The 23,926-nt window shown below is 69.7% G+C and carries 21 protein-coding genes and 4 pseudogenes; 12 read left to right on the top strand and 13 right to left on the bottom strand.

Annotation, left to right across the window (positions count from 1 at the left end):
* Window positions 1–22: 22 nt before the first annotated feature.
* From UK23_RS39570 to UK23_RS39560, 3 genes and pseudogenes are all read right to left on the bottom strand, one after another.
* Window positions 23–439 (bottom strand): annotated as a pseudogene (locus tag UK23_RS39570) (MgtC/SapB family protein); the annotation flags it as partial.
* Window positions 440–645: 206 nt separating this feature from the next.
* Complete coding sequence (locus tag UK23_RS39565) at window positions 646–1,236, bottom strand: SMI1/KNR4 family protein (protein WP_045316922.1); 591 nt, start codon at window positions 1,234–1,236, stop codon at window positions 646–648.
* Window positions 1,237–1,245: 9 nt separating this feature from the next.
* Window positions 1,246–2,070 (bottom strand): aldo/keto reductase, encoded by an 825-nt coding sequence (locus UK23_RS39560; RefSeq protein ID WP_045316921.1) that lies wholly within the window; start codon window positions 2,068–2,070, stop codon window positions 1,246–1,248.
* Between UK23_RS39560 and UK23_RS54260 the strand changes: the two are divergent.
* Window positions 2,069–2,602, top strand: a pseudogene (locus UK23_RS54260) (TVP38/TMEM64 family protein); the annotation flags it as partial. The gene UK23_RS39560 and the pseudogene UK23_RS54260 sit on opposite strands and share 2 nt — an antisense overlap.
* A gap of 147 nt (window positions 2,603–2,749) precedes the next feature.
* Here the strand turns inward: UK23_RS54260 and UK23_RS53215 are convergent.
* Both UK23_RS53215 and UK23_RS39550 read right to left on the bottom strand, forming a co-directional pair.
* Window positions 2,750–3,091 (bottom strand): annotated as a pseudogene (locus tag UK23_RS53215) (RNA polymerase-binding protein RbpA); the annotation flags it as partial.
* Between the two features lie 238 nt (window positions 3,092–3,329).
* Window positions 3,330–4,023, bottom strand: a pseudogene (locus tag UK23_RS39550) (thymidine kinase).
* Between the two features lie 322 nt (window positions 4,024–4,345).
* On the opposite strand from UK23_RS39550, the gene UK23_RS39545 reads away from it, so the two are divergent.
* Genes UK23_RS39545 through UK23_RS39535 form a run of 3 tightly spaced genes read left to right on the top strand, consistent with a single transcriptional unit; the run spans window position 4,346 to window position 6,428 of the window.
* Window positions 4,346–4,678 carry a PadR family transcriptional regulator gene (locus UK23_RS39545; protein WP_045316920.1) on the top strand — a complete coding sequence of 111 codons (333 nt, stop codon included), beginning with the start codon at window positions 4,346–4,348 and terminating at the stop codon, window positions 4,676–4,678.
* Complete coding sequence (locus tag UK23_RS39540; RefSeq protein WP_045316919.1) at window positions 4,660–5,547, top strand: hypothetical protein; 888 nt, start codon at window positions 4,660–4,662, stop codon at window positions 5,545–5,547. Before UK23_RS39545 ends, UK23_RS39540 begins: the two co-directional genes overlap by 19 nt.
* Complete coding sequence (locus UK23_RS39535) at window positions 5,544–6,428, top strand: hypothetical protein (RefSeq protein WP_045316918.1); 885 nt, start codon at window positions 5,544–5,546, stop codon at window positions 6,426–6,428. The genes UK23_RS39540 and UK23_RS39535 overlap by 4 nt, the downstream gene beginning before the upstream one ends.
* On the opposite strand, the gene UK23_RS39530 is transcribed toward UK23_RS39535, so the two are convergent.
* Entirely contained in the window at window positions 6,391–7,800 is a 1,410-nt protein-coding gene (locus UK23_RS39530) for an MFS transporter (RefSeq protein ID WP_045316917.1), read from the bottom strand. The genes UK23_RS39535 and UK23_RS39530 overlap by 38 nt on opposite strands.
* A 54-nt stretch (window positions 7,801–7,854) precedes the next feature.
* Window positions 7,855–8,616 carry a glycerophosphodiester phosphodiesterase gene (locus UK23_RS39525; RefSeq protein ID WP_045316916.1) on the bottom strand — a complete coding sequence of 254 codons (762 nt, stop codon included), beginning with the start codon at window positions 8,614–8,616 and terminating at the stop codon, window positions 7,855–7,857.
* A 440-nt stretch (window positions 8,617–9,056) separates the two neighbouring features.
* Between UK23_RS39525 and UK23_RS39520 the strand changes: the two genes are divergently transcribed.
* The 3 genes from UK23_RS39520 (at window position 9,057) to UK23_RS39510 (ending at window position 12,146) form a co-directional block, all read left to right on the top strand.
* On the top strand, window positions 9,057–9,398 hold the full coding sequence (locus tag UK23_RS39520) for a hypothetical protein (protein ID WP_045316915.1): 342 nt from the start codon (window positions 9,057–9,059) through the stop codon (window positions 9,396–9,398).
* 75 nt (window positions 9,399–9,473) lie between these two features.
* Window positions 9,474–11,474: a putative bifunctional diguanylate cyclase/phosphodiesterase gene (locus UK23_RS39515; RefSeq protein ID WP_231114884.1), complete on the top strand. Its 2,001-nt coding sequence runs from the start codon at window positions 9,474–9,476 to the stop codon at window positions 11,472–11,474.
* Window positions 11,475–11,489: 15 nt separating this feature from the next.
* Window positions 11,490–12,146: a VOC family protein gene (locus UK23_RS39510; protein ID WP_082115349.1), complete on the top strand. Its 657-nt coding sequence runs from the start codon at window positions 11,490–11,492 to the stop codon at window positions 12,144–12,146.
* Here the strand turns inward: UK23_RS39510 and UK23_RS39505 are convergent.
* Window positions 12,139–12,540 (bottom strand): hypothetical protein, encoded by a 402-nt coding sequence (locus tag UK23_RS39505; RefSeq protein ID WP_156213717.1) that lies wholly within the window; start codon window positions 12,538–12,540, stop codon window positions 12,139–12,141. The two genes, UK23_RS39510 and UK23_RS39505, sit on opposite strands and share 8 nt — an antisense overlap.
* On the bottom strand, window positions 12,540–13,004 hold the full coding sequence (locus UK23_RS39500) for a PPOX class F420-dependent oxidoreductase (RefSeq protein WP_045316927.1): 465 nt from the start codon (window positions 13,002–13,004) through the stop codon (window positions 12,540–12,542). The genes UK23_RS39505 and UK23_RS39500 overlap by 1 nt, the downstream gene beginning before the upstream one ends.
* 10 nt (window positions 13,005–13,014) lie before the next feature.
* Between UK23_RS39500 and UK23_RS39495 the strand changes: the two genes are divergently transcribed.
* The gene (locus UK23_RS39495; protein WP_045316912.1) at window positions 13,015–13,857 is read left to right on the top strand and encodes an alpha/beta fold hydrolase; all 843 of its coding nucleotides are present in this window, start codon (window positions 13,015–13,017) and stop codon (window positions 13,855–13,857) included.
* 7 nt (window positions 13,858–13,864) lie between these two features.
* Here UK23_RS39495 and UK23_RS39490 read toward each other — a convergent pair whose 3' ends face one another.
* Window positions 13,865–15,112, bottom strand: a complete 1,248-nt coding sequence (locus tag UK23_RS39490; RefSeq protein WP_231114883.1) for a sensor domain-containing diguanylate cyclase — start codon at window positions 15,110–15,112, stop codon at window positions 13,865–13,867.
* A 150-nt stretch (window positions 15,113–15,262) separates the two neighbouring features.
* Between UK23_RS39490 and UK23_RS52235 the strand changes: the two genes are divergently transcribed.
* Both UK23_RS52235 and UK23_RS39485 read left to right on the top strand, forming a co-directional pair.
* Window positions 15,263–15,415, top strand: a complete 153-nt coding sequence (locus UK23_RS52235; protein WP_156213716.1) for a hypothetical protein — start codon at window positions 15,263–15,265, stop codon at window positions 15,413–15,415.
* A gap of 149 nt (window positions 15,416–15,564) precedes the next feature.
* Window positions 15,565–18,648 (top strand): AfsR/SARP family transcriptional regulator, encoded by a 3,084-nt coding sequence (locus UK23_RS39485; RefSeq protein ID WP_045316910.1) that lies wholly within the window; start codon window positions 15,565–15,567, stop codon window positions 18,646–18,648.
* A gap of 103 nt (window positions 18,649–18,751) precedes the next feature.
* Here the strand turns inward: UK23_RS39485 and UK23_RS39480 are convergent, their stop codons facing one another.
* From UK23_RS39480 to UK23_RS39470, 3 genes are read right to left on the bottom strand one after another with little or no spacing between them, the layout of a single operon-like run.
* Window positions 18,752–19,951 (bottom strand): MFS transporter, encoded by a 1,200-nt coding sequence (locus tag UK23_RS39480; RefSeq protein WP_045316909.1) that lies wholly within the window; start codon window positions 19,949–19,951, stop codon window positions 18,752–18,754.
* Window positions 19,952–19,954: 3 nt separating this feature from the next.
* Entirely contained in the window at window positions 19,955–21,436 is a 1,482-nt protein-coding gene (locus UK23_RS39475; RefSeq protein ID WP_063778160.1) for a carboxylesterase/lipase family protein, read from the bottom strand.
* A 5-nt stretch (window positions 21,437–21,441) separates the two neighbouring features.
* Entirely contained in the window at window positions 21,442–22,929 is a 1,488-nt protein-coding gene (locus UK23_RS39470; protein WP_231114882.1) for a carboxylesterase/lipase family protein, read from the bottom strand.
* 144 nt (window positions 22,930–23,073) lie between these two features.
* Here UK23_RS39470 and UK23_RS39465 point away from each other — a divergent pair, with 144 nt between their 5' ends.
* Window positions 23,074–23,730 (top strand): HAD family hydrolase, encoded by a 657-nt coding sequence (locus tag UK23_RS39465; protein WP_231114881.1) that lies wholly within the window; start codon window positions 23,074–23,076, stop codon window positions 23,728–23,730.
* Window positions 23,727–23,926 (top strand): phosphotransferase (locus UK23_RS39460; RefSeq protein WP_045316908.1); only part of this gene is annotated, 200 nt, incomplete at its 3' end. The genes UK23_RS39465 and UK23_RS39460, both read left to right, overlap by 4 nt.

Genomic DNA, 23,926 nt, shown 5'->3' with positions numbered 1-23,926 from the left:
AACGTTCCGGGCCACGCCACTAGTCCTCCTTGCGGTCCACCGCGCGGCCGAGCTCGCGCAGGCCGATGTTGACCGCGATGATCGCCACCGTGCCCGCCGCTGCCACGACGTGCAGCCCGGCACCCGCCAGCGACCCCACCGCGGCCGCGCACCACAGCGTGGCCGCGGTGTTCAGTCCGCGCACCGACAGCCCGTCGCGCAGGATCACGCCCGCGCCCAGGAAACCGATGCCGGACACCACCTGGGCCGCGACCCGCGTGGGGTCGCCCTGGCCGTCGAACCCTTGTGCGGACAGCAGGACGAAAAGCGCCGCCCCCACAGCCACGAGGGCGTTGGTGCGCAGGCCTGCCATGCGCGAGCGGTACTGCCGCTCGAAACCGATCAACGCGCCGAGGCCCATGCTCTCGGCAATGCGCAGCGTCATGTCGAAGACGTGCATCGTGTGACTCCCCTTGTTGCGCAGGGGGTGTGCGTCACACGCCAGAAACTGGAGCGTGCCCAAAAAGGACGTGCGAGGTGAAAGACCTGCGCGGGCTACTGTCGCCTGGCATGTGTCGCTCACCTCGCTTCCTGGTGTCTGGTTGGCAAGACCTGTTCACGTTACTGAACCGGGCGTGAGGCCGGGGTGAGAGTGGGACGGACGTCTCACTCCCAGAAGAAGTCGTTGTGCTCGAACACCAGCCGGTGCTGCTCGTGATCACCGCTCAACGCCCGCACGGTCTCCTCGAGCATCGCCGTGACGCCCGGCCACACGGGTTCGCGGTCCGCGCCGCTGTACTTGTCCCACTCCATCACGCACGCGTACTGCTCGCCGCCACGCAGATCCACGAACAACCAGTAGCCGAGACCGTCGGTCGCCACCGGCAGCCACGCCGGCAGCCACAGCTCCACGCACGGCGTTCCCGCGGGTTCCCGCAACGCCGCCGCCTCGAAGTCCTTCTCCTCGCCGCGGGTGGCGAAGTGGATGCCGCTGATCGCGTCGATCATCACCTTGCGCAGCCGGAGCGCTCCGTCCAGCCCGAGCGGCTGCCAGTGGGGCGGGATGAGCGGCCAGCGCCGGTACGTCTGCGCGATACCGCCGAACTGCTGCCACCACGCGACGAGCTCAGGCGGCAGCAACAGCCCGAGGGACTCCTCGGCGGAGGCGATGTCCGAGTCCGTGGCGGGCGGCCGGAGCGCGGCGTGCAGCGTCGGCGACGTCGCGCGGACCCAGCTCTCGATCCCAGTCCAGCTCATGGCACGGAACTAAAGCATCTCGAGCGGCTCAGGACCCGCAGGGGGAGGGAAGGCGCGGTCCAGCTCCGCCAGGTCCTCTGCGGACAGCTCCAACGACGAAGCCGCCGCGTTCTCCCGCACGTGCGCGGCAGAACCAGCCTTGGGGATCGCGATGACACCAGGCAGCCGCAGCACCCACGCCAGTGCCACCTGGGAGGGTGTGGCGCCGTGCCGGGCCGCCACCGATGCCAGCACCGCAGAGCCCAGCAACCTGCCCTGCTCGACGGGGGAGTAGGCCATGACCGGCATGCCGGCGGATGCCTGCCACGGCAGCAGATCGTGCTCCGGGCCGCGCCGCGACAGGTTGTAGAGGATCTGGTTGGTCTGGCAGAAGCCGGGCAACTCGGCCAGCGAACGCATGTCGGCCAGGTCGAAGTTGCTGACGCCCCAGTGCCGGATCTTGCCGGACGACACCAGCGAAGCGAACGCCTCCACCGTCTGCGACAACGGCACGCCGCCGCGCCAGTGCAGCAGGTAGAGGTCCAGGCGGTCGGTGCCGAGGCGGCGCAGGCTGGCCTCGCACGCGCGCACCGTGCCGGTGACAGAGGCGTTGGAGGGCAGCACCTTCGACACCAGGAACACCTCGTCGCGGCGTCCGAGAACCGCCTCGCCGACGAGCGACTCGGCAGCGCCGGACCCGTACATCTCGGCGGTGTCGATCAACGTCAGGCCGAGGTCGAGGCCCTCCCGCAGCGCCGCGATCTCGGCGGCGCGCAGAGAGGACTTCTCGGCCATCATCCACGTGCCCATCCCGAGCGCGGGAACGGTCTCTCCCGACGGCAGCGTCACGGTCATGGCGCCAAGGTACGTTGGACTGATGCGTCGTGCGGGCCTTGTGTTGTTGGTGCTGCTCGTAATCGCGTCAGCAACAGCAACTCGGTTCGTCGACATCCCCGACGGCGCACAACTCCGCGAACGAGTCGGCCAAGCGGGCACAGCGGCCCCTGCCGTGTTCGCGGCGATCTGCGCGCTCGGCACAGCGATCTTCTTCCCGAAGCCGGTGCTCGCCACCGCGGCGGGCCTGCTGTTCGGCGTCGCGTGGGGGAGCGTGCTGGCGATCGCCGGGTTCACGGCGGGCGCGATGATCGCGTTCGGCATCGCCCGCCGGCTCGGCCGCCGAGCCGTGGCGCCATGGCTCGGAGAACGGCTGCGCACGATCGAAGACGTGTTCGCCGCGAAAGGCATCGAGGCGACGCTGGTCGTGAGGCTCTTGCCAGTGGTCCCGTTCACCCTGGCCAACTACGGCGCGGGTGTCACAGCGGTCACACCACGGCACTTCGCGCTCGGCACCGCACTGGGCCTCATCCCGTCCACCGTGCTCGCCGCGACACTGGGAGACGCGCTCAGCGACCTCGGCTCACCGCGGTCGATCGTGGCGCTGGCGATCTGGACCGCGCTCACCGCGGCAGGCCTCGTCTGGGGCCGTGCACTGCTCAAGGCGCCGCAAAAAGCCGCCCCGGCGGGAGACCGGGACGGCCGTGCGGGTACGGCGTCCACGCAGCTCTTCGAGGCGCTCGTCGAGCAGCTCCTCGAGCTCGGGGATCGACCGGCGCTCCAGGAGCATGTCCCAGTGCGTGCGCGGCGGCTTGACCTTCTTCACCTCCGGCTCGACACCGTCGATGATCTTCGACTCGGTGCCGTGGAGGCGGCATTCCCAGGTCGGCGGCAACTCGGCGTCGTCGGAGAACGGGACCTCGAAGTCGTGTCCCTTCGGGCAGGCGTACCGCGCTGCCCGGCGCGGAGCGAGATCGTGGTTGCGGTCGGTCTCGTAGCTGACTGCTCCGAGCCGGCTTCCACGCAAAACGCGGTCGGCCATGGCGGTGTCCTTTCGCTCGGCTCAGGGCCGGGGCCCAGGCTTCTTGCTCACCGTGTGCAACGCCCGGATTGCTCCGTTTGTTTCCGGCTCGCTCTCATGGTCGCCCACAGTGACGTCGTTCACTCGTCAACGAAGGCTTCCTACTAATGGATGCGATCGCCACAGGATCGTGACGCGTTATCAAGCTACTGTGCTCATGCGTCACTCTAATGGCCTAGCCAACCCTGTGTGTAACCGCCTAGGCCAAGCGCAGCTGGCCACTTTGTGCGACGTCAGGGCCTAGGTCACCCAATCGGAAGTGACGCCGGCAGAGCACTTGGTAACGGATAGTAGTTTCCGTGGTATCGGTTACACAGTTGCTCTCTGTACCCGATCGGTGCTGTTCCGTATCCGAAACCGTGTCCGCGACCAGAACCGTGTCTCCGGCGCGAATCACCCGTCCAGCCCGCACCCGCGCGTTGAACCGTCCCGGCACCCCGCACCAGCACAACACCTCGACCTGGATGGCCTTCAGCTCGTCGGCCAGTTCGAACAGCCGCTGCCAGCCGCTGCGACCCCGGGAACATCTCGCCGCGGAAGTCCGTGGCGAGCCCGAAGCAGTAGACGTCGACCTGCACGTCGTCCGCGAGCTCGGCCAGTTGCTCGACCTGAGCGGGGGAGAGGAACTGCGCCTCGTCCACGATCAGGTAGTCCACGCGCTGGCCCACGGCCCACTCCGCGCGCACCAGCTGGCGGAGGTCGTCGTCGCGGATCTCCGCGGCCTCGCGCGTGATGCCGATGCGGCTCGAGATCTGCGGGCGCCCCGACCGGTCGTGCCGCACCAGCAGCAGCCCGCGACGACCCTGCCGCGAGTTGTTGTGGTCGATCTGCAGCGCCAGCGTCGACTTGCCGCAGTCCATGGGGCCGAAGAAGAACTTGAGGTGTCCCACCACCGGCGTAGACCGTCGGGAACCCGCGACAGGCACAGCGGACAGGGCATCTGTCGGATCGGGGAGGGCGTCCACGGCGGGTCACCCTAGTGCCTGGGTGGTGATCTTGAGGAATCCCCACGGCGTATCCCTGCCCATCGATCCTCCCTTCCAGTCGGCCGCGCAACCATCGCGCAGACATTGCCGCTGCGCAGACCATCGAAACATCGTCTCGACTCGGACCACTCGATAACTTCAGTGCTGCCTGAAATCGGACCACGTCCGATCTTCCGCTTCCCGATATAGCTCGCGCCGCGATATATTCAACGACATGAGTGGTCGGGTCATGTCCGAGCAGACGTTCCTCGTGCTCACCGCGCTCGCGGAGGAGCCGTTGCACGGTTACGCGATCGTGCAGGCGGTGGAGCAGCTGTCCGAGGGGCGCATGGTGCTGAGGGTGGGCACGCTGTACGGGGTGCTGGACCGGTTGGTGGCGGACGGGCTCGCCGAGCGCGACCGTGAAGAGGTGCATCAGGGGCGGCTGCGGCGCTACTACAAGCTCACCGACTCCGGTGTGCGGGCGTTGCAGGCGGAGGTCGCGCGGCTGAGCGCGAACGTGCGGGCGGCTTCCGCGGTGCTGAGGGGGAGGGGTGTCCAGACATGGGCGAACAGGGCTTGAGCAACCTGGAGCGGCGCTACCGGCGGCTGTTGAGGGTCCTGCCGAAGTGGTACCGGCGGGACCGCGAGGAGGAGATGGTCGGGCTGTTCCTGGCCGACCGCACCGACGAGCTGGACCTGGAGCACGGCTGGCCGGGGTGGGGCGAGACCGCGGCCATGTTCGGCCTCGCCGTGCGCACGCACCTGGCGGCCGGTGCGGCGTTCACGAACGTGCCGGCCAAGGTCGTGTGGCGCGGCGAGATCGTGCGGGCGCTGGGCATGATCGGGCTGCTGCTCGGCGTGTTCTTCGCCGGAGCGGCGATCACACAGCTCGCCGTCGCGTACGGCAATCCCGCGTGGGCTCCGGAGATCAGCTGGTGGCGGCTGCTGGAGATCGGGCCGATCGTGGCGTTCGCGGCCCTGCTCGGCGGGAGGCGCACGCTGGCGAAGGTCTCGGCGCTCGCGCCGGTGCTGCTGGCCGTGGCGTCGCTGGGGGAGTACCGGTACGTGTTGCTGTGGAGCGCGTTCCAGGTGCCGTCGCTGGTGACGTTCGTGTGTCTGTGCCTGGGTTTCCACCGGGAGGCGCCGACACCGCCGGCCAGGAGGCTGCTGTGGTGGGGCGGGGGAGCGGTCCTGCTCGGTGTGCTCGGCGGGTTCGCGTCGGGACTGGGGCTGATCGTGGTCGGGCTGGTCACGGTGGCCATGCGCGTGGTCGCGTTCGTGCGGGGTGACTTCGTGCTCGGGCGTGCGTTGTCGTTGTTCGCCGTGCTGCAGCTGGCGCCGCTGGCGTTCCTGCTGGTCGGGGGAGAGGCGCTGGTGCTGGCGTTGCCGATCGTGGTGCTGCTCGTGTTCAGCGCGCTCGCGCCGGTCCGGAAGCCGCGGCTGTCATGACCACCAACCTGGAGCGCCGCTACCGGTTGCTGCTCAAGGTGCTGCCGGGGTGGTACCGGGAGGACCGCGAGGAGGAGATGGTCGGGCTGTTCCTGATCGAGCGCACGGACGAGCTCGACCTGGAGCACAGCTGGCCGGGCTGGGGCGAGACGGGGGCGATGCTCGGTCTGGCCGTGCGGACGCGGTTCGCGGCCGTCAGCGCGCCGGTGGGGGCGTTGCGGCTGGGCGGGGTGGTGCGGTGGCTGGGTGTGCTCGGGTTGCTGCTGAGCTTCACCTACATCGCGACGGCCGTGCGCAGCGAGATCCTCGTCCGTTCGATGCCGGAGTTCCTGCCTCAGCCACCGTGGGTGATGCTGAGCCACTTCCTGCCGGTGGTGGCGTTCGTGTTGCTGCTGAGGGGGCAGCGCACGTGGGCGAAGGTGGCCTACGGGCTGACGTTGGTGGTTTGGCTGACGCAGTTCTTCCAGGTTCAGCCGAGCGTGTGGTCGGTGCTGTGGCACGTTCCGTCGATCTTGACGCTGGTGTGCCTGTGCCTGGGGTTCCACAAGGACGCGCCGACGCCGTCCGTGCGGCCGCTGGTGTGGTGGGCCGGTGCGGCGGTGGTGCTCGGCCTGGCCGACGTGGTCGTGCTGGGCAGTGGCGCGGTCGTGCTGGCGGTCGCGGTGCTGGGCCTGCGGGTCTACGCCCATGTGCGCGGTGACGCGCTGCTGGGACGCGCGTTGTCGGTGTTCGCGGTGGTGTTCGGGGGATGGGTCGCGCTCACGTACGTGCCGGCGCCGCCGGAGTTCAGGGGTTATCTGGTGGTGGCGGCGGCGCTGCTGGTGATCAGCGCCGCCGCGCCGGTCAGACGAGCGTCGGTTCTGCGTTCCCGACTGCCTTGATGGCCCTGCGCACGGGCACGAAGGTCAGCAGGATGAAGCCGGCGACGAAGAAGATGATCAGGGCGAGGATGGCGGGCCGCAGGCTGCCGGTGGCCTGGCCGACGCCGGCGAACACCAGCGGGCCGAGCCAGCTGGTGGAGCGCTCGCCGACCTCGTAGAGCGAGAAGTACTGCGCCTCGCGGCCGGGCGGCACCATCTGGCTGAACAGGCTGCGGGACAAGGCGTTCGTGCCGCCGAGCACGATGCCGATGCCGGCCGCGACGAGGTAGAACTGCATCTCGTCGCCCGCCTTGACGAAGAACGCCGCGGTGATGACGACGATCCACACCACGAGCGAGCCGAGGATGGTCTTCTTCGCGCCGATCCGCTTGGCCACGAAGCCGTGCAGCACGCCGCCGATGAACGCGACGAACTGGACGATCAGGATCACCGTGATCAGCGTCTGCTGCTCGAACTTCAGCTCGACGCTGCCGTACTGCGCCGACACGTTGGCCACGGTCGCGATGCCGTCGGTGTAGATCAGGTAGGTGCCGAGGAACGCGAGGGTGAGCGGGAATGCCTTGGCCTGCTTGAGGGTCGCGCCGAGCTCCTTGAAGCCGGCGGAGACCACGGAGCCGCCGTGCTCGCTGCCGTGCGGTGCCTGGTGCTCGGTCAGGCGCGTGAGCGGGATGATCGTGAACGCCGCCCACCACACGCCGGAGATGACGAACGCAATGCGTGCGGCGTCACCGGACGTGATGCCGAGGGAGTCGGCCGACAACGTGATGCCGAGCTGGATCGCCAGTGCCACACCGCCGCCGAGGTAGCCGAACGCCCAGCCGCGGCTGGACAGGGCGTCGCGTTCGTCGGGTGTCGCGATCTCGGGGAGGAAGGCGTAGTAGACGACGACGCTGGCGCCGTAGCCGATGTTCGCGATGATGAAGAAGAACACGCCGAGGGTCCAGTTGGTGCCCGACACGGTCGCCAGCGCGATGGTGGCCGCGGAACCGGTGAAGGCGAAGGCCGCGAGCATCTTCTTCTTGTTCTGGGTGCGGTCGGCGATGGCGCCCATGACCGGCAGCACGACGACCTGGATCACCGTGGCGATGGAGAGCAGGTAACCCCACAGCGAGCCGGCGGGGAACTGCGCTCCGAGGAACGTGACGTCGCAGTGGTCGAACGCGCTGTCGTTCCCGCAGGGATTCGCCCCGTTGAGCGCCGTGTCGGCCTTGGCGGCGTTCGTCGCGATGCTCGTCAGGTACAGCGAGAAGAAAACTGTGACCACGGACGTGGGGAACACGGAGTTCGCCACGTCGTACCAGACCCAGCCGCGCTGCTCTCGGCGGCGTTTGATCTTGCTGGCGTCGGCGGCGTCGTCGCCCTTGACCTTCATGTCGGCGGACTGTACTTGTCCGCCGACACGGCCGATGATCGACTGCCCAACCTGTTACCAGGTACCGCGCGACCGGAGTACTTCCCTCAGCACGTCCGGCCTGTCGGTCACCAGACCGTCGACGCCGAGATCGAGCAACGCGCGCATGTCGTCCGCGTCGTCGATCGTCCACACGTGCACTTCGAGGTGCCTGCGGTGCGCCGCCTCGACGAACCTCTTGTCCACCACGGTGAGCCGTCCCTGGTTCACCGGTACCTGTGCCACCTGTCCGCGCACGGCGAGCCCGGCGAACGGAATCCGCCCGGCCGCCCAGAGCGCGCCCGCTGATCGTGGTCCCATCGACGTCAGCAGTTCCGGTCCGCCACGGCGCCGCAGCCGTGCGAGCCGGCTGTCCGAGAAGCTCGCCAGGCACACCCGGTGCAGCGACTTGGCCTTGCGCAACAGGTTCAGGATCGGCTCGACCGCGCTCTCGCTCTTCACGTCGATGTTGAAGAACGTGTCGGGCAGTTCCTCGAGCACGTCCGCGAGCCGCGCGATCGGCTCTCTGCCGCCGATCCGTGCCATGCGCACCTCGGTCCAAGGCAGTTCCGAGACCTTGCCCTGCCCGTCGGTCGTCCGGTCGAGCGTGTGGTCGTGGTGCACCACGACCTCTCCGTCGCTCGTGGCGTGCACGTCGGTCTCGATGTACCGGTATCCCTCGGTCACGGCCCGTCGGAAGGAGCTCAGCGAGTTCTCCATGCCGCTGAGGTCGTCGACGTGCCAGCCGCGGTGGGCGAACGCCCTGGGGTGCGGGCCTGCGAGGTACGGGTGGGTCACGAGGCCGAGTCTGCCTGGTCGCGGTGGCTCCGGGGTGGACAGTGGGTGGCGAGACACTTTCTTCTTTCTCTCTATTCTTTCAGTGTCGCCTAAAACCAGGCCTATCGGCCTCACAGTCCCAGCCCGACCGCACGAAACAACCACGCCATGGAACGAGGAAGGCCCGCTACGCGTGGGGTGAGAAGGGCAGAGAGCGAGGAACCTTCGGGCAAGGTCGCGGCGCCGGGCGCAGTCACGACACCACTTGCGCAAGGCGACGGATCGCACGCACGAGCGCACCCGTTCGTGTGAACCAACCGCCGAACCCCTCACAACACACCGAAACCTGCCCTGAAACCAACACCAATCGCCGAACCGGTACTGTCCGGTTCCCTACGAAGGTCGTGCTTTCTGGCGCGTCGCTGGAGACCACCCACCGGCATTCGCTACCGTCGCGCGCCATGGAGCGCTCCATGGAGGCGGATGAGCCCAAGCACTGTGCGTGGTGCGGGAGGCGGTTGCCGGGGAGTGGGCGAATCGGCCGGCCACGCAGGTACTGCGCTCAGCCGTGTCGTCAGCGCGCGTACGAGCGGCGGGCGGCGTTGCAGCGGGGCGGGCTTCCCGAGGATGCCGTAGTACTGTCCACCGCTGAGCTGGCTGATCTGCAGGACCGGTTGTTCCAGTTGCGGTGTGCCGCCGAGGACGTGGTGACGGCGGCGCAGGACGGGGCTGAGAACGAGGAGCTGCGGAAGCTGGCTGCCGAGCTGGTGGAGTCGGCGAAGGGTTTGGAGCGGCTTCGCTGAAAGCCGTTCGCAAAATAGCGAACTGACCGGCGTAGCGGGTTGCTTACGTCCGGTGATCGGACGATCATGACGCGCGTGACCTCGTATACCCGCACGGTGCTGGACCGGGCGGATGTCGGCTATGCCGTGACGGACGCGCGCGGGAACCTGTTGTGGTGCAACCGCGCGCTGGGCGCTGTGCTCGGTGTTCCGGTCGAGCAGGCTTATGGACGGTCGCTGCCCGCGCTGTTGCCTGGGGTGCCGGAGGTTCCGGCGCCTGCCAGGGAGGTGCTGGCGCCCGGTCCGAAGTGGCTGGAAGTGCGGTGTTCGAAGCTCGGTGACGACCTGATGTACGAGGTCGTGGACGTGTCGGCGTGGCGTGATCGCGAGCTGACCGTGACGCAGGAGGCGGACGCGCTGCGCAGGGCTCAGGCGCTGGGCCGGATGGGCACGTGGGAGTGGTCCATCTCGGACGACCGCGTGACCTGGTCGGACACTCTGCTGGAGATGTTCGGGTTCTCGCCGGGGACGGCGTTCGACTTCGAGCTGTACTCGCAGCTGGTGCATCCGGACGACCTGCCGATGATCGAGGAGACGCTCGACACGGCGCTGAAGACCGGGAGCGTGTTCACCTACACGCATCGGATGCTGAGGCCCGATGGCGCGGAACGTGTCTTCGAGTGCTTCGGCGAGGTCGTGGTGGGCGATGACGGTGCACCGCTGCGGGCTCTCGGTACCGCGCACGACGTCACCCAGTCGTCGCGGGTGCACGACGAGCTCGTGAGGATGGCCGAGCAGGACCCGTTGACCGGTCTGCCGAACCGCAGGGCGCTCACGCGGGCGCTGGAGAAAGAGCTCGCGAACAACGGGTCGGGCGCGTTGCTCGTGCTGGATCTGGACAACTTCAAGGACGTCAACGACCTGCGCGGTCACGCGGTGGGTGACCGCGTGATGCGGATGCTGGCGAGCGCGTTGCAGTCGCGGCTGGGTGACCGGTTGATCGCGCGTCTGGGTGGTGACGAGTTCGCGGTGGTGCTGCCGGGTGCGTCGCTGGAGGACGCGTCCGATGTGGCCGACAACCTCAAGGCGGCGGTGGCGGGGTTCCCGCTGGCGGGTATCGGTACGCCGGCGCGGATCACGGTGAGCACGGGTCTCGCGGAGTTCGGTCCTGGTGACTCGTGGGAGCTGGTGCTGGCGAACGCCGATCTCGCGCTGTACGCCTCCAAGGCGGCGGGCCGTGACCGGGTGACGGTGTACGAGCCGAACCACTACGCGGACACCGTGAAGCGGGTGAGTGTGCTGGATCGGCTGAGAGCGGCGCTGGCGGGCAACGGTCTCGCGCTCTACGGCATGCCGATGGTGGAGCTGCACTCGGGCAAGGTTCTCGGCCATGAACTGCTGCTGCGCCTGGAGGACCAGCAGGAGCCGTACCTCGGCCCGGCGGACTTCCTGCCGGTGGCGGAGCGGTCGAACCTGATTCTCGACGTCGATCGCTGGGTGTTGTCCACGGCGATCGACGCGCTGGTGGCCGAGCCGGACTCGCGGTTGCGGTTCAACGTCAACGTCTCCGGCCGCACGCTGGAGGATCCGGACTTCGGTGGTTTCGTGCTGGACAAGCTGAGCAGGGCGGGCGTCGCCCCTGGCCGGCTGGGCCTGGAGATCACGGAGACGGCGGCGGTGACCAATTTGGACGCTGCCGTCACGCTCGCGACCCAGCTGCGCAGCTTCGGGTGCCGGATCACGCTGGACGACTTCGGCAGTGGTTTCGGGTCGTTCGTGCATCTGAAGCATCTGCCGATCACGGGTATCAAGATCGACGGCGAGTTCGTGAAGGGTATCGAGACCAACGACGCGGACGCGGTGCTCGTGTCCGGGATCGTGCAGATCGCCAACGGGCTGGGGCTTTCCGCGGTCGCCGAGTGGGTCGAGCGGCCGTCCCAGGTTGAGGCTCTCAAGCAGCTCGGTGTCCGGGTGGGGCAGGGTTTCCACCTCGGCAGGCCGGTGCCGTTGCGTGACGTGGTGAACGCGGAGCGCATGCCGCCGAATGGCGCATTGTCGTCTCGGGTGGTCGGAGCAGAGGATGGTGCGCGCTCCTGATCCCCGCCTGATGGGATGCTCGTGTCTTCTTGCGGTTTGCGTCGTCTTGAGTTGAGCGTTGCCGAGCCTGAGAAAACGGTGGACTTCTTCGCCGTGGTTCTCGGTTGGGCGGTGATAGCGGAGCCGGGTGGGTCGTTCACGGGCTGGGTCGGGGACAGACTTGCGGCTCAAGTTGTTGCGGGAGAAGAGGGTTGGCGTGTCTTCTTCGGTGGTGACGAGCCGCGTGCGTTGAAGGCGAACTCCTCTGTGGACAGTGGCCGGGTGCTGCACGGCCCGTGGGCTCCGGCGCCGCGGCATGGTGAGCCGTGCTGGGTCGAGCTGATGACCAGCACGCCGGACGAGGACGACGCGTACTGGAAACGCGAGCTCGGCTGGGAGACCGCGGCCGGAGACCGGGGCCTCGGCCTCTACACCTCTTCGCGGCACGGTGATCCGCGTCCGGTGGCGGGAACCATGCACTCGTCGTTCGGCGCGGAGTCCCACTGGGGCGTCTACTTCGCGGTCGATGACATCGAGGCCGCGTGCGCGCGAGTGTCCGAGTTGGACGGTCGGGTGTCGGTGGGGCCCTCGCGACTGCAGATCGGGACGTTCGCGTCGGTCGAGGGCCCGCACGGTGGAGCCTGCGTGCTGCTGGAGAACCCCAAGGGGTGGGGCGGGAACTGGGCTAGCTAGCGGGGTCGCGGTCGAACCACGCCACGGTGAGCAGGATCAGCCCGGTGGTGATGCTGACGCCGGTGTTGATCAGCAGGTCCGTGGTGGCCATGCCGATCTCGCGGCCCCAGTGGGCGAGCTGTGAGCCGGCGTCCCAGAACAGGTACATCAGCGCGTTGACGAGGATGAGCTTGCGGCGGTCCGCTGCCCGCCGCAGGCCCATCGTCACGATCGTCACGGCGATGATCAGCACGTGGTAGCCGGCGACGCTGTACCACTGGAACGCCCGCGTCGGGGTCATCTCGCCGCCGAGGTAGGCGCGGTCGGTGATCTCCGGGGCGAAGGCGAGCACGACGGCCTGCAGCAGGTTGAACGCGACGTACACCCAGAGGACGATCTTCATCCAGAGTTTCATCAGGCGTCGAGCTCTGGTGGGAAGCCGCCGGTGGCGATGGGGCCCCAGGAGTCGATCGTGACGCGGATGAGGGACTTGCCCTGGCGCAGCATCGCGGCCCGGTACTCGTCCCAGTCGGGGTGCTCGCCGGCGATGCAGCGGTAGTACTCGACGAAGTCGTCCAGCGCCTCTGGCAGGTCGAGGATCTCGGCGGTGCCGTCGATCTGGACGTACGCGCCGTCCCAGTCGTCGGAGAGCACGCACATCGTGACGTTGGGGTTGCGGCGGGCGTTGCGGACCTTCGCGCGCTGCGGGTAGGTGGAGATGACGATCCGGCCGTCGGTGTCGATTCCGCACGCGACGGGGGAGACCTGCACTCCGTCGGTGGAGGAGCGGCGGGTGATCAGGACGCCGTGGTGGCGGGAGCGGAGGAACTCGAGCAGCTGCGGCCGGTCGACGACGTCGGCCGTGGCGATCTTCGGCATGATGTGCAGCATGGCACGGTTCACCTCGTTCGACGGCACCGAACTCGCCTACCGGGAAACCGGCGAGGGCGCTCCGCTGCTGGTGCTCGCGGGCGGTCCCGGCAGGGCCTCGGAGTACCTGGGGACCCTGGGCGGGCTGGACGCGCACCGCCGGTTGGTGGTTCTGGACAACCGCGGCACTGGCGAGTCCGACGAGCCGGCGGATCCGTTCACCTACCGGCGGGACATGCTGGTCCGCGACGTGGAGATGCTGCGCCGCCACCTCGGCTTGGACGTGGTGGACGTGCTGGGTCACTCCGCGGGCGCCGGGATCGCGATGGGTTACGCGGCGGACTTCCCGGAGCACGTCGGCAGGCTCGCGCTGCTCACGCCGGCGCTGCGGTCGGTGGGCCTGTCGCCGGAGCAGAGCGACTGGGACACGTTCCTGGCCGCCCGTGTGAACGAGCCGTGGTTCGAGAGCGCCACGACGGCGCTGGCGCGCAACGCCGCGGGGGACGACTCGGTGGAGAACCGCGTCGCCGCCTCTCCGTTGCTCTACGCCCGCTGGGACGACCGCGCGCAGGCGCACGCGAACGCGGAGCTGGGCCAGTGGAAGTACCACGTGGCGCTGGGCTACAACGCCGAGGGCGCGTTCGTGCCGGGGATTCTGCGCCGGGCGATGACGGACTTCGGTCACCCGGTGCTGGTCTACGCGTGCACCGAGGATCCGATCTCGCCGGTCCGCCGCTGTGCGGAGCTGGCGGAGCTGTTCCCCGACGTCACGATGTACGTGCACGAGGGCGTGGGCCATTACCCGTGGGTGGAGGATCCGGACACGGTGTCCAAGCAGCTCGCGACGTTCCTCGACGCCTGAACAGCGCCTAGGCGCTGAAGACGCGGTCTCGGCCGGAGTCCTTGGCGTGGTAGAGCGCCTCGTCGGCGGCCAGCAGCAGCGGGCTGAGCTCCGTCGCGGTGTCGGGGAAGACGGCGGCGCCGGCTGAGGCGGTCAGGCCGGTGATGACGCGGGTCTCGCCGCCGCGGTCGATGACCTCGACCTCGAGGCGGGCGATGTCGAACCGGAGGCGTTCGGCGGTGGCGACGACCTCGTCGGTGCCGACACCGGGCAGCAGGATGGCGAACTCCTCGCCGCCGAAGCGGCCGACGAGGTCGTAGGAGCGGACGGCGTGCTTGAGCGCGTCGGCGACGGCGCGCAGCACGCGGTCGCCGGCGAGGTGGCCGTAGGTGTCGTTGATCTGCTTGAAGTGGTCCAGGTCGAGGATCATCAGGCCGACGGTGGAGACCAGGCGGCGGGCGCGGGCGATCTCGCGTTCGGCGACGTCGTGCCAGAACGTCGCGTCGACCAGGCCGGTCTTGGAGTCGGTGCGGGCGGCGACGCGGAACTGCGGCAGCAGCAGGCCCATGTGCAGGGCCAGCACGGTGAGCAGCAGGATCGGCGTGAGCCAGGGGCGGGCGGTGGCGATGATCGCGAAACCGGAGCCGAGGCCGACCGAGGCGGTCACGATCAGCACGTCGGACGCGTGGCCCAGCGCCGTGCGGATCGGGTTGGTCCGGTTCGTCATGACGATGGCGCCCACGACCAGGGCGTAGTTGACGAACCAGTACAGGAATCCGGCGGTCACGAGGGCGAGCAGGCCGCGTGGCCCGTCCAGCTCAGCGGGGTTGGTCGCGGAGAACATGGCCAGCACCCATTGCGCGGCGGCACATCCAAGTACGACAGTGGCGGCGGAGAACAGTTTCCGGTAGAGGACCGCACGGCGTTTGTAGACCCGCAGCCACGCGTGCAGGTAGATGGCCAGCACGAGCATCACGAGCAGTGGCATGGGGAGTACGAGCACGCCCGCGAACTGCCACACGGACTGCATCTGCGCGTGAGGAACACCCTCAGAGGAGATCTCGCGGATGCGTTCGATGCCGCGTGCCGCTTCCATGTGCACGAGTGCACCCACGGAGAGTGCGCCCAGCCACACCCAGTGGCGCACCTCGACAGGGGTAAGCCGTGCGGTCGCGAGCGTGACGAGTGCCGCAGCCACGGCAATCGTCACGACGTAGGTCAGCACAGCAGGAGGAAGGGACCATAGCTTCCACCGGCGCGGGTCGAGCCAAGGCACGCTGCCACCCCCACCGAAAACCATCAGGAACCAACCACTGTAGCTACCGGGTCACGCGAAGTCGTGGCTCCATGTGGGGGACCTCACCGTGAGTAGTCCTCGCGTTCTCACCCCTTTTGTACAACCCGAAAATCCCACAAGGAGACGGTCATGATGAACCGCGCGCAGTCCACCGACTGGACCTTCGTTTCCACGTCCACGGACTGGACGTTCGCTTCGACCGACTGGACGTTCGCGTCGTCGACCGACTGGACCTTCACCTCGACCGACTGGACCCGTGGCTCGACCGACTGGACGGTGTGAGAACAGCCTGATGCCGGACTTGGCGACGGAGGGTGCTTGATCCGGGCACTCTCCACCGCCGCCGGGCATCACGTTTCGTCACCACGACACCGCCTCCACGCCCTCGCACTGGTTGAATCGGCCACTCTGCGGCTTGGGGGTGATAGGGAGTGCTCGCGTTCGGGGTACTGGGACCGCTCTCGGTCGAGCGGGACGGGCACGCCGTGCCCCTGAAAGGCCCGAAGCTGCGGGTCCTGCTGGCCACCCTGCTGCTGCGCGCGAACTCCGTGGTGCTGCTGCCGACCATCATCGACCGGCTGTGGGACGGGGTTCCGCCGCCCGCGGGCCGCACGTCGGTGCCGATGTACGTGCTGCGGCTGCGTCGCGCGCTCGGCGAGGACGACGACGCGGTCATCGAGACCCGCCCGGACGGCTACCTGCTGCGGATCCGGCCGCAGGCGCTGGACCTGACCCGGTTCCGCGACGCCGTGCGCTCGGCCCGCACGGCCGACGGCGCCGGGGAGCTGGCGTTGCTGACCGAGGCGCTGCGCTGCTGGCGCGGCCCGGCGCTGCAGGACGTGCCCTCGCAGTCGCTGCACCGCGACGACGTCCCGGCGCTGGCCGAGGAGCTGCAGGAGGCCCGCGAACGGTTCTTCGACGCGTGTCTCGCGCTCGGCCGTGCCCGCGAGATCATCGGCGACCTGGTGCGGGCCACCGAGGAACAGCCCTGGCACGAGGCGTACTGGGCGCAGCTGGTGACCGCGCTGAGCCGCACCGGCCGCCGGGCCGACGCGTTGCGCACCTACCGCGAGATCCGCGGTCGTTTCGTCGACGAGCTGGGCGTCGAACCCGGTACCCGGCTGCAGCTCGCGCACCAGGCGGCCCTGACCGTGGACATCCCGGACGCCGCGCCGCCGGTGATCGCGCAACTGCCCGGTGACCTGCGCCGGTTCATCGGACGAGCCGCCGCGATCAAACACCTGGACCGGCTCACCGCCGGCGACGAGCGCAACATCGTGATCTCCGGGCCGCCCGGTGTCGGGAAGACCTCTCTCGCGGTGCACGTGGCCCACCGGTGGGCCGACCGGTTCCCCGACGGCCAGCTGCACGTGAACCTGCAGGGTTTCGCCGCCCACCCGCCGCTGTCGCCGTCGGCGGCGCTGCTGCGGCTGCTCGGCACGCTCGGCTTCGGCCGTGACCGCGTGCCCGCCGACCTCGACGAGCAGTCGGCGTTGCTGCGCAGCGCGCTCACCGGACGCCGGATGGTGCTGGTGCTCGACAACGCCGCCGACGCCGACCAGGTCCGTCCGCTGCTGCCCGGCGCGCCCGGCTGCGTCGCCCTGATCACCAGCCGGCACGACCTGCGCGGCCTGGTCGTCAACCCCGGCGCGCAGGTCGTGCGGCTCGACGTGCTGGACGAGGCCGAGGCCCGCGCGGTCCTTCTCGACCTGGTCGGGCCGGTCCGCGCGCAGGCAGAACCCGCCGCCCTGCGCGAGCTCGCCGCCACCTGCGGGCACCTGCCGCTGGCATTGCGGATCGCCGGCGCGAACCTCGCCGCCGACCCCGGTTGCAGCGTCGCCTCCTACGTCCTGGAGCTCACCAGCCGAGGCCGTCTGGCCGCGCTGGCCATCGACGGTGACGACCAGTCCGCGGTGCGGGCCGCGTTCGACCAGTCCTACCTGCGGCTCAGCGGTGCCGACCAGACGTTGTTCCGGTTGCTCGGCACCGCGCCCGGCCCGGACATCGGCGTCCCCGCGGCCGCCGCGCTCGCGGGCGTCGACGTGTTCGACGCACGTCGGGCGCTCGACCGGCTCGCCGCCGCGGGGCTGCTGCTGCGCACCGACACCGGCCGTTACGGCTTCCACGACCTGATCCGCGAGTACGCCGCCGACCGAGCCCGCGGCGAGGACACCGACACCGCTCACACCGCGCTCGTCACCCACTACCTCGACCGGGCGACCGCGGCCGCCCGGCTCGCGTTCCCCGTCCCCGCGGTCCGCGACGCACCACCCGACCCGGCGCTCACCGAGCCCGACGCGGTCCGCTGGCTCGACGACGAGCTGTACAACCTGCTCGCCGCCGTCACCTGGGCCGCGACCCGCCCGGACGCCCAGCGCCTGGCCTGGCGGATGGTCGCCGTCCTGCTGGGCTACCTGCGCGCCCGCGGCCACACCGGCGAGGCGGTCTCCACCCTCGTCGCCGCCCTGCGCGCCGCGGTCACCGCCGGCAACACCGAGGCGCGGCTGTCGCTGCTCAACCTGCTCGGCCAGATCTTCTACAACCTCAGCGAGTGGGAACGCGCCGCCGAGCACCACGAGCAGATGCTCGCCATCGCCCAGGAGCTCGGCGACCCCGACGCCGAGGCCGACGCGTTGCACAACATCGGCCGCCAGGTGCTGCAGCTGGGACGTCCCGCCGCCGCCCTGACCTACAGCCGCCGGTCCCTGCAGATCTGCCGCGCCACCGGCAACACCGAGCTGGAGGTCCAGGCCCTCAACTCCAACGGCCTGGGCAACCTCTACCTCGGCGCGCCGCTCGTCGCGCTCGACCACCACGAACAGGCGCTGTCGCTGGCCCGCGAGCTCGATCACCGCGAGCTCGTGCACCGCAGCCTCAACGGCCGCGGCATCGCCCACTGGGCACTGGGCCGGCTCGACGCCTCGGCCGCCGACCACGATCAGGTGCTGGCCTACTGCCGGCACGCCGGCCAGCGCATCGGCGAGCTGGCCTCACTGGCCTGCCTCGCGGAGGTCCACCTCGACGCGGGCCGCCTCGATCGCGCGGCCGAGTTCGCCGACGAGGCCCTCAAACTCAGCGGTGAGCTCGCCGAACGCCGCACCCAGACCAACATGATCATGGTGATCGCCGCGATCCACGAACGTCGAGGCGAGCCCGGTTCCGCCCGCAAGCGGTTCGAGGAATCCCTCGAACTGGCCCGCGACATCGGCTTCGGCTACGGCGAGGGAGCCTCCCTGCTCGGCCTGGCCACCGCCCACCGCACCGCGGGCGACCCCGCGACCGCCCACACCCTCGCGGCAGAGGCGCTCGACCTGCTGCGCGGCAACCGGCAACTCCTGCTCGAAGCCGACGTGCTCACCGAACTCGCCCACACCCTCCTCGCCCTCGGCGACCCGGCCACCGCCGCCCGCACCGCCACCGAAGCCGTCGAGATCGCCGCCCGCCAAGGCCGCCAACTAGCCGAACACCGCGCCCGCCAGGCCCTTTCGGCGTCTGCAAGTACCCCCAACAAGTGATCAAATAGCCTCTACCAACTGGCCGCCTCACCAGTTGGTAGTAGGTAGAGGCTGGATGATCTTGGGTTGGTGGTACTTGCAGACGCCATGGCCAGCAAGCGGGCTAGGTGGCCTGCTCCAGCAGCCGCGCGCTCTGCCGCCACCACCACACCGCCCCGCCCGCGGCCACCGCCCCGACCAGCCCTGCCGCCGCCACCACGTCGTGCGCGGGCCACCACTCCGCCAGCACGCCCGCCGCCGCGATGCCCAGCCCCTGCGACACCCGCAACGCCGTCACCGCCAGACCGAACGCCTGCCCGCGCACGTCGTCCGGCACGATCCGCACGAACGTCGTGTTCGCCAGCAACTGGTAGCCGCTCGCCGCACCCGACAACGCGAACAGCACCAACGACCACACCAGCCCCGGCGCGAACACCATCGGCACGAGCACCGCGCACGACACGACCGACAGCCACGGCATCCACCGCATCCCCAGCTCACGGGGCATCCGAGCGAGCACCACCATCCCCGCCGCCGCGCCCACCGCGTACGAGCCGAAGATCGCCCCCACCACCGCCGGACCCGCGCCCAGCTGCGCCGCGAACGGCACCGCCAGCGCCTCGCCCACGATGTAGAAACCGGACACGCACGCCAGCGCGACCAGCGCCCGCAACCGGTGATCACGCCACACCAGCCGCGTCCCACCCGCCAGGTCCGCCGGCCACGCCCGCACGCGCCGGCCACGCGGCGCCGGCCGGTCGAGCAGGAACAACCCCACGAAGAACGCCGACACCAGGAAGGTCACCGCGTCCGCCACCAGCACCGGCCCCGACCCCAGCCACGCCACCAGCGCCCCACCGGACAGGAACCCGGCGACCTGCGCCACCTGCGTCACCGTGCTCAACACCGCCTGCCCCAGCGGATACCGCTCGTCGGGCAGGATCTGCGGCAGCAACGCCGCCCGCGCCGCCCCGTGCGGCGCCCCCGCGAACTGCACCAGGACCAGCAGTGCCGCCAACGCCCACAGGGGCATCAGCGGCACGGCCATCACCAGCAGCAGGGCCGCCCGCGCGAGGTCGGCGGCCACCATCACCTCCTTGCGTGCGAACCGGTCGGCGAGCCCCGACAGCAGGGGCCCGCCGATCAGGTCCGGCAGGAACGTCAGCGCGAATGTCAACGCGGTCAGGCCCGCGCTGGCGGTGCGGTCGTACACCAGCACCGTCAGCGCGACCCGCGCGAACTGGTCGCCGGCCACCGACACCAGATGCGCGACGAACAGGGCGCGGAACTCACCGTCGCGGGCGAGCTCGCGGTAGCCGGGCATGCGCTACAGGATGGACGACCAGAACGCGCACTTGTGATCGCGGGCGAAATCAGTGCCCCTGATTGCTCCAGGTGCCAGTGATCGCACCTCCGAACGCCACCCTGGATCACCGGTGCGCGCGAACCGTCCCCACGCCGCGATCATGTAGTCCGACAGCTCCCGCTGCTTCGCGTCCAACGGCGCCTTCATGTCGAACAGGAACATCAGCTCGGACGCGTGAAACGCCTTGTAGTCGGGGAACGGCGGCAACGGGAAGATCATCGGCGCGTCGGAGTCCGCGAACTCGTAGCCGAACACCCGCTGATGCCGTCCCAGCTCCCTGCGCGCCACCTGGGTGGTGCACGACCACGACTTGTCGGTCAGGATCCTGGCCATCTCGTCGCGCGCGTCGTTGTTGCCGTTGACCGGGTACCGCGCCACGACCTCGTCCGCGTTCGTCTCACCGAACAACCCGGCCACGAAGGCGCGGTAACCGGCCTCCGGAACCACCTGCGGGAAGATCAACGGCGCGAACAACGTCATCTCGTCGTGCGTCGACCCGACCATCGTCGGCACGTGGGTCATCCGCCCGGTCCTCTGGACGAGCGCCGGGTCGACCGGCAGCACCGCGGTGCCGTACGCGGGGGAGCCGAACTGCTCGTGCACCGTCAGCAGCCTCTCGACCGGCAGGCCCCGCAAACAGGCGATGTCCGAGCAGCCCAGAGGCTGCGCGGCGCCGAGCTTCTCCACCTCCGCCCGCGGCTTCCAGATCCCGGGGAACTCACCCGGCGCCGAACCCGGGAAGGTCAGCCCGCACGGACCCGACTGGATGATCGCTTTCGCGAACAACCCCGCCGCCCGCGGTGACGCCAGCTGCGCGCAGACACTCAGCCCACCCGCCGACTCACCGAACACCGTCACGTTGCGGCTGTCACCGCCGAACGCGCGGGCGTTGCGCTGCACCCACTTCAACGCCGCCTGCTGGTCCGCGAGACCGAACGCGCCCGACCCCGCCAGCCCCGGATAGCCGAAGAACCCGAACGCCCCGAGCCGGTAGTTCACCGTCACCACGACCACGTCGTTCCTGGTCGCGAGCCACCGGGCGTCGTACTCCGACGCCGCGCCCGCGGTGAACCCGCCACCGTGGATCCACACCATCACCGGACGCGGCCTGGCCGGATTCCTCGCCGGCGTCACCACGTTCAGATAGAGGCAGTCCTCGGTCTGCGAGCCCGGCTGCCCGAGCTGCCCGTTCTGCGCGCAGTACGGCGCGGGCTTCGTCGCGTCCCGCACCCCTTGCCACGCCGCGGCGGGTTCCGGGTCCTTCCAGCGGTTCTCGCCGACCGGGGGAGCGGCGAACGGGATGTTCCCGAACGAGCGATACGTGCCCGTCACCGTCCCCGAGACCACGCCCTTGTCCGTGCGCACCACGGACCCGTCGTCCTGCGCGGCCGCCACGCCGGCGACCGAGAACGCCATCGCCGCCGCGAGCACGGCGGTCAGCATCGTCCTCACAGCTGCCCCCAGAAATCGCACTTGTGGTCCTTCGCGAAATCAGCAGGCCGCACCTGACCCGCGGCCAGCGACTGCACATCGGCCTTCCAGCCGGGATCACCGGTGCGGGCGAACCTGCCCCAGGCCGTGACCATGTAGTCCGAGAGTTCCCGCTGACCCGGCGTCAGCGGCACCCCGAAGTCGAACAGCAACGGCAGCTCCGAGGCGTGGTACGCCTTGTAGCCACCGGGGATCGGCGGCATGTCCGGGAAGATCATCGGCACGTCGACGTCCGCGAACTCGTAGCCCGACACCCGCTGGTGGCGTCCGAGCTGCTGCCGCGTGTCGTGCGACGCGCACCCGAACGAGCTGTCCGTCAGCACCGTGCCGAGCTCGTCGCGGACGTCGCCGTTGCCGTTCACGGGGTAGCGGGCGACGATCTCGTCGGCGTTGGCCTCCCCGAAGAAGCCCGCGATCTGCGCCCGGTACGTGGTCTCCGGAACCACCGCCGGGAAGATCAAACCGACGAACAACGTCGCCTCGTCGTGCGTCGACCCGACCATCGTCGGCACCCGGTGCATGCGGCCGGTCTTCTGCGCGGCCACGGGATCGATCGGCAGCACCCGCGTGTCGTACGCCGGGTTCGCGAACACGGCGTGCACCTCGAGCAGCTTCGACACCGGCAGGCCCCGCAGGCACGCCACGTCCTGGCAGCCCAGTGGCTGTGCGGCCCCGAGCTTCTCGACGTCCGCACGGCGCCTCCAGAACGTCTGCCCCGGTTGCGCACCGGTGACCCCGCAGGCGCCGGACTGGATGATCGCCTTGGCGAACAACCCCGCCGAACCCGGCGACGCCAGCTGCGCACACACGCTCAGCCCACCGGCCGACTCGCCGAACACCGTCACGTTGCGGGCGTCGCCGCCGAACGCGCGGGCGTTGCGCTGCACCCACTTCAACGCCGCTTGCTGGTCGGCGATGCCGAAGGCGCCCGAGCCGGGCAGTCCCGGATAGCCGAAGAACCCGAACACACCCAGCCGGTAGTTCACCGTCACGACCACGGCGTCGTTCTTCGTCGCCAGCGACTGCGCGGCATAGCTCGCGGCGCTGCCACTGGTGAACCCGCCACCGTGGATCCACACCATCACCGGGCGCGGCTTGCGCGGGTTCTTCGCGGGTGTGGTGACGTTGAGGTAGAGACAGTCCTCGGTGTCCGAGACAGGCTCGCCGAGCCCGGCGGACTGCGCGCACCTCGGGCTGGGCTTGGTCGCGTCCCGCACGCCCTGCCACGCCCGCGCCGGCAGCGGATCCCGCCACCGGTTCTCACCCACCGGGGCAGCGGCGAACGGGATGTTCCCGAAAGTGCGATACGTGCTGGTCACCGTTCCGGACACAGCACCCTTGTCGGTCTGGACGACCCGGCCGCCGCTGTCCGCCTGAGCAACCGGGACCTGGATGACGGCGAGAGCCATCGCGGCGGCCGCGGCCACCGTAAGAATCCTTGCCATGAGTTTCTGACCCCCTTCGGCCTCGAACGTATCGAGGTCCGCGCACGCCGCAAACCGCTTAAAGGCAGTTGTCCCGGTCAACGAAAGTCGATGTTCCGCCGCCCCCGGTTGCCGACATACCGACCGGTCGGTACCCTCCGTCTCGTGGGTGACACTTCACTGCCGCAACAGCCGCTCGTGGACGCGCTCGTCTTCGACTGGGGCGGGGTCCTGACCGTCTCCGTGCCCGAGTTCGTCGGCGCGTGGCTGCACGCCGAGGCCATCGACCGCGAGGTCTACGGCCGCATCATGCGCGAGTGGCTGGGCCGCGACGCGCTCCCGGACAACCCGGTCTTCCGCCTGGAGACCGGCGAACTGACCGTGCCGCAGTTCGAACGGCTCCTCGCGGCCGAGCTGATCACCACCACCGGTGCGGCCATCGACGACAACGGGCTGCTCAAGCGCATGTTCGGCGGCGCCACCCCGGACCCGGCGATGGTCGAGCTCGTCCGCAAGGCCCGCGCCAGCGGCCTGCACACCGCGCTGCTGTCCAACAGCTGGGGCGAGGGCTACCCGAAGGACCTGCTGATCGAGCTGTTCGACACCGTCGTGATCAGCGGCCGCGTCGGGATGCGCAAGCCCGACGAGCAGATCTACCGCCACACCCTCGACCAGATCGGCGTCCCCGCCGGGCGCGCGGTCTTCTTCGACGACGCGCCGGTCAACGTCGAAGCAGCCCAGGCTGTGGGCATGCACGCGTTCCGCCACACCACCGCCGACGACACCCGCGCCACCCTCGCCACCCTCGGAGTGAACCTGTGACCGAACTTCCCGGCCTCGACCTCGGGGCGCTCGCCACCCACCTGGGCACAGGACCGCTGACCGGCGAGCTGTTCCCCGGCGGCCGCTCCAACCTCACCTACCGCGTCACCGACGGCACCCAGCGCTGGGTCCTGCGCAGGCCGCCGCTCGGTCACGTGCTCGCGACCGCGCACGACATGGCCCGCGAGTTCCGCGT

Source organism: Lentzea aerocolonigenes, from assembly GCF_000955955.1.
GTDB lineage: Bacteria > Actinomycetota > Actinomycetes > Mycobacteriales > Pseudonocardiaceae > Lentzea > Lentzea aerocolonigenes_A.
This window is presented reverse-complemented; position numbering and strand designations above follow the sequence as displayed.

Bases quoted from the DNA above. Each gene is read 5' to 3' on its own strand.
- UK23_RS39565 (WP_045316922.1), bottom strand. From the start codon at position 1,236: ATGAGCTGGACTGGGATCGAGAGCTGGGTCCGCGCGACGTCGCCGACG.
- UK23_RS39560 (WP_045316921.1), bottom strand. From the start codon at position 2,070: ATGACCGTGACGCTGCCGTCGGGAGAGACCGTTCCCGCGCTCGGGATG.
- UK23_RS39545 (WP_045316920.1), top strand. From the start codon at position 4,346: ATGTCCGAGCAGACGTTCCTCGTGCTCACCGCGCTCGCGGAGGAGCCG.
- UK23_RS39540 (WP_045316919.1), top strand. From the start codon at position 4,660: ATGGGCGAACAGGGCTTGAGCAACCTGGAGCGGCGCTACCGGCGGCTG.
- UK23_RS39535 (WP_045316918.1), top strand. From the start codon at position 5,544: ATGACCACCAACCTGGAGCGCCGCTACCGGTTGCTGCTCAAGGTGCTG.
- UK23_RS39530 (WP_045316917.1), bottom strand. From the start codon at position 7,800: ATGAAGGTCAAGGGCGACGACGCCGCCGACGCCAGCAAGATCAAACGC.
- UK23_RS39520 (WP_045316915.1), top strand. From the start codon at position 9,057: ATGGAGCGCTCCATGGAGGCGGATGAGCCCAAGCACTGTGCGTGGTGC.
- UK23_RS39510 (WP_082115349.1), top strand. From the start codon at position 11,490: ATGCTCGTGTCTTCTTGCGGTTTGCGTCGTCTTGAGTTGAGCGTTGCC.
- UK23_RS39505 (WP_156213717.1), bottom strand. From the start codon at position 12,540: ATGAAACTCTGGATGAAGATCGTCCTCTGGGTGTACGTCGCGTTCAAC.
- UK23_RS39500 (WP_045316927.1), bottom strand. From the start codon at position 13,004: ATGCCGAAGATCGCCACGGCCGACGTCGTCGACCGGCCGCAGCTGCTC.
- UK23_RS39495 (WP_045316912.1), top strand. From the start codon at position 13,015: ATGGCACGGTTCACCTCGTTCGACGGCACCGAACTCGCCTACCGGGAA.
- UK23_RS52235 (WP_156213716.1), top strand. From the start codon at position 15,263: ATGATGAACCGCGCGCAGTCCACCGACTGGACCTTCGTTTCCACGTCC.
- UK23_RS39480 (WP_045316909.1), bottom strand. From the start codon at position 19,951: ATGCCCGGCTACCGCGAGCTCGCCCGCGACGGTGAGTTCCGCGCCCTG.
- UK23_RS39475 (WP_063778160.1), bottom strand. From the start codon at position 21,436: ATGCTGACCGCCGTGCTCGCGGCGGCGATGGCGTTCTCGGTCGCCGGC.
- UK23_RS39470 (WP_231114882.1), bottom strand. From the start codon at position 22,929: ATGGCAAGGATTCTTACGGTGGCCGCGGCCGCCGCGATGGCTCTCGCC.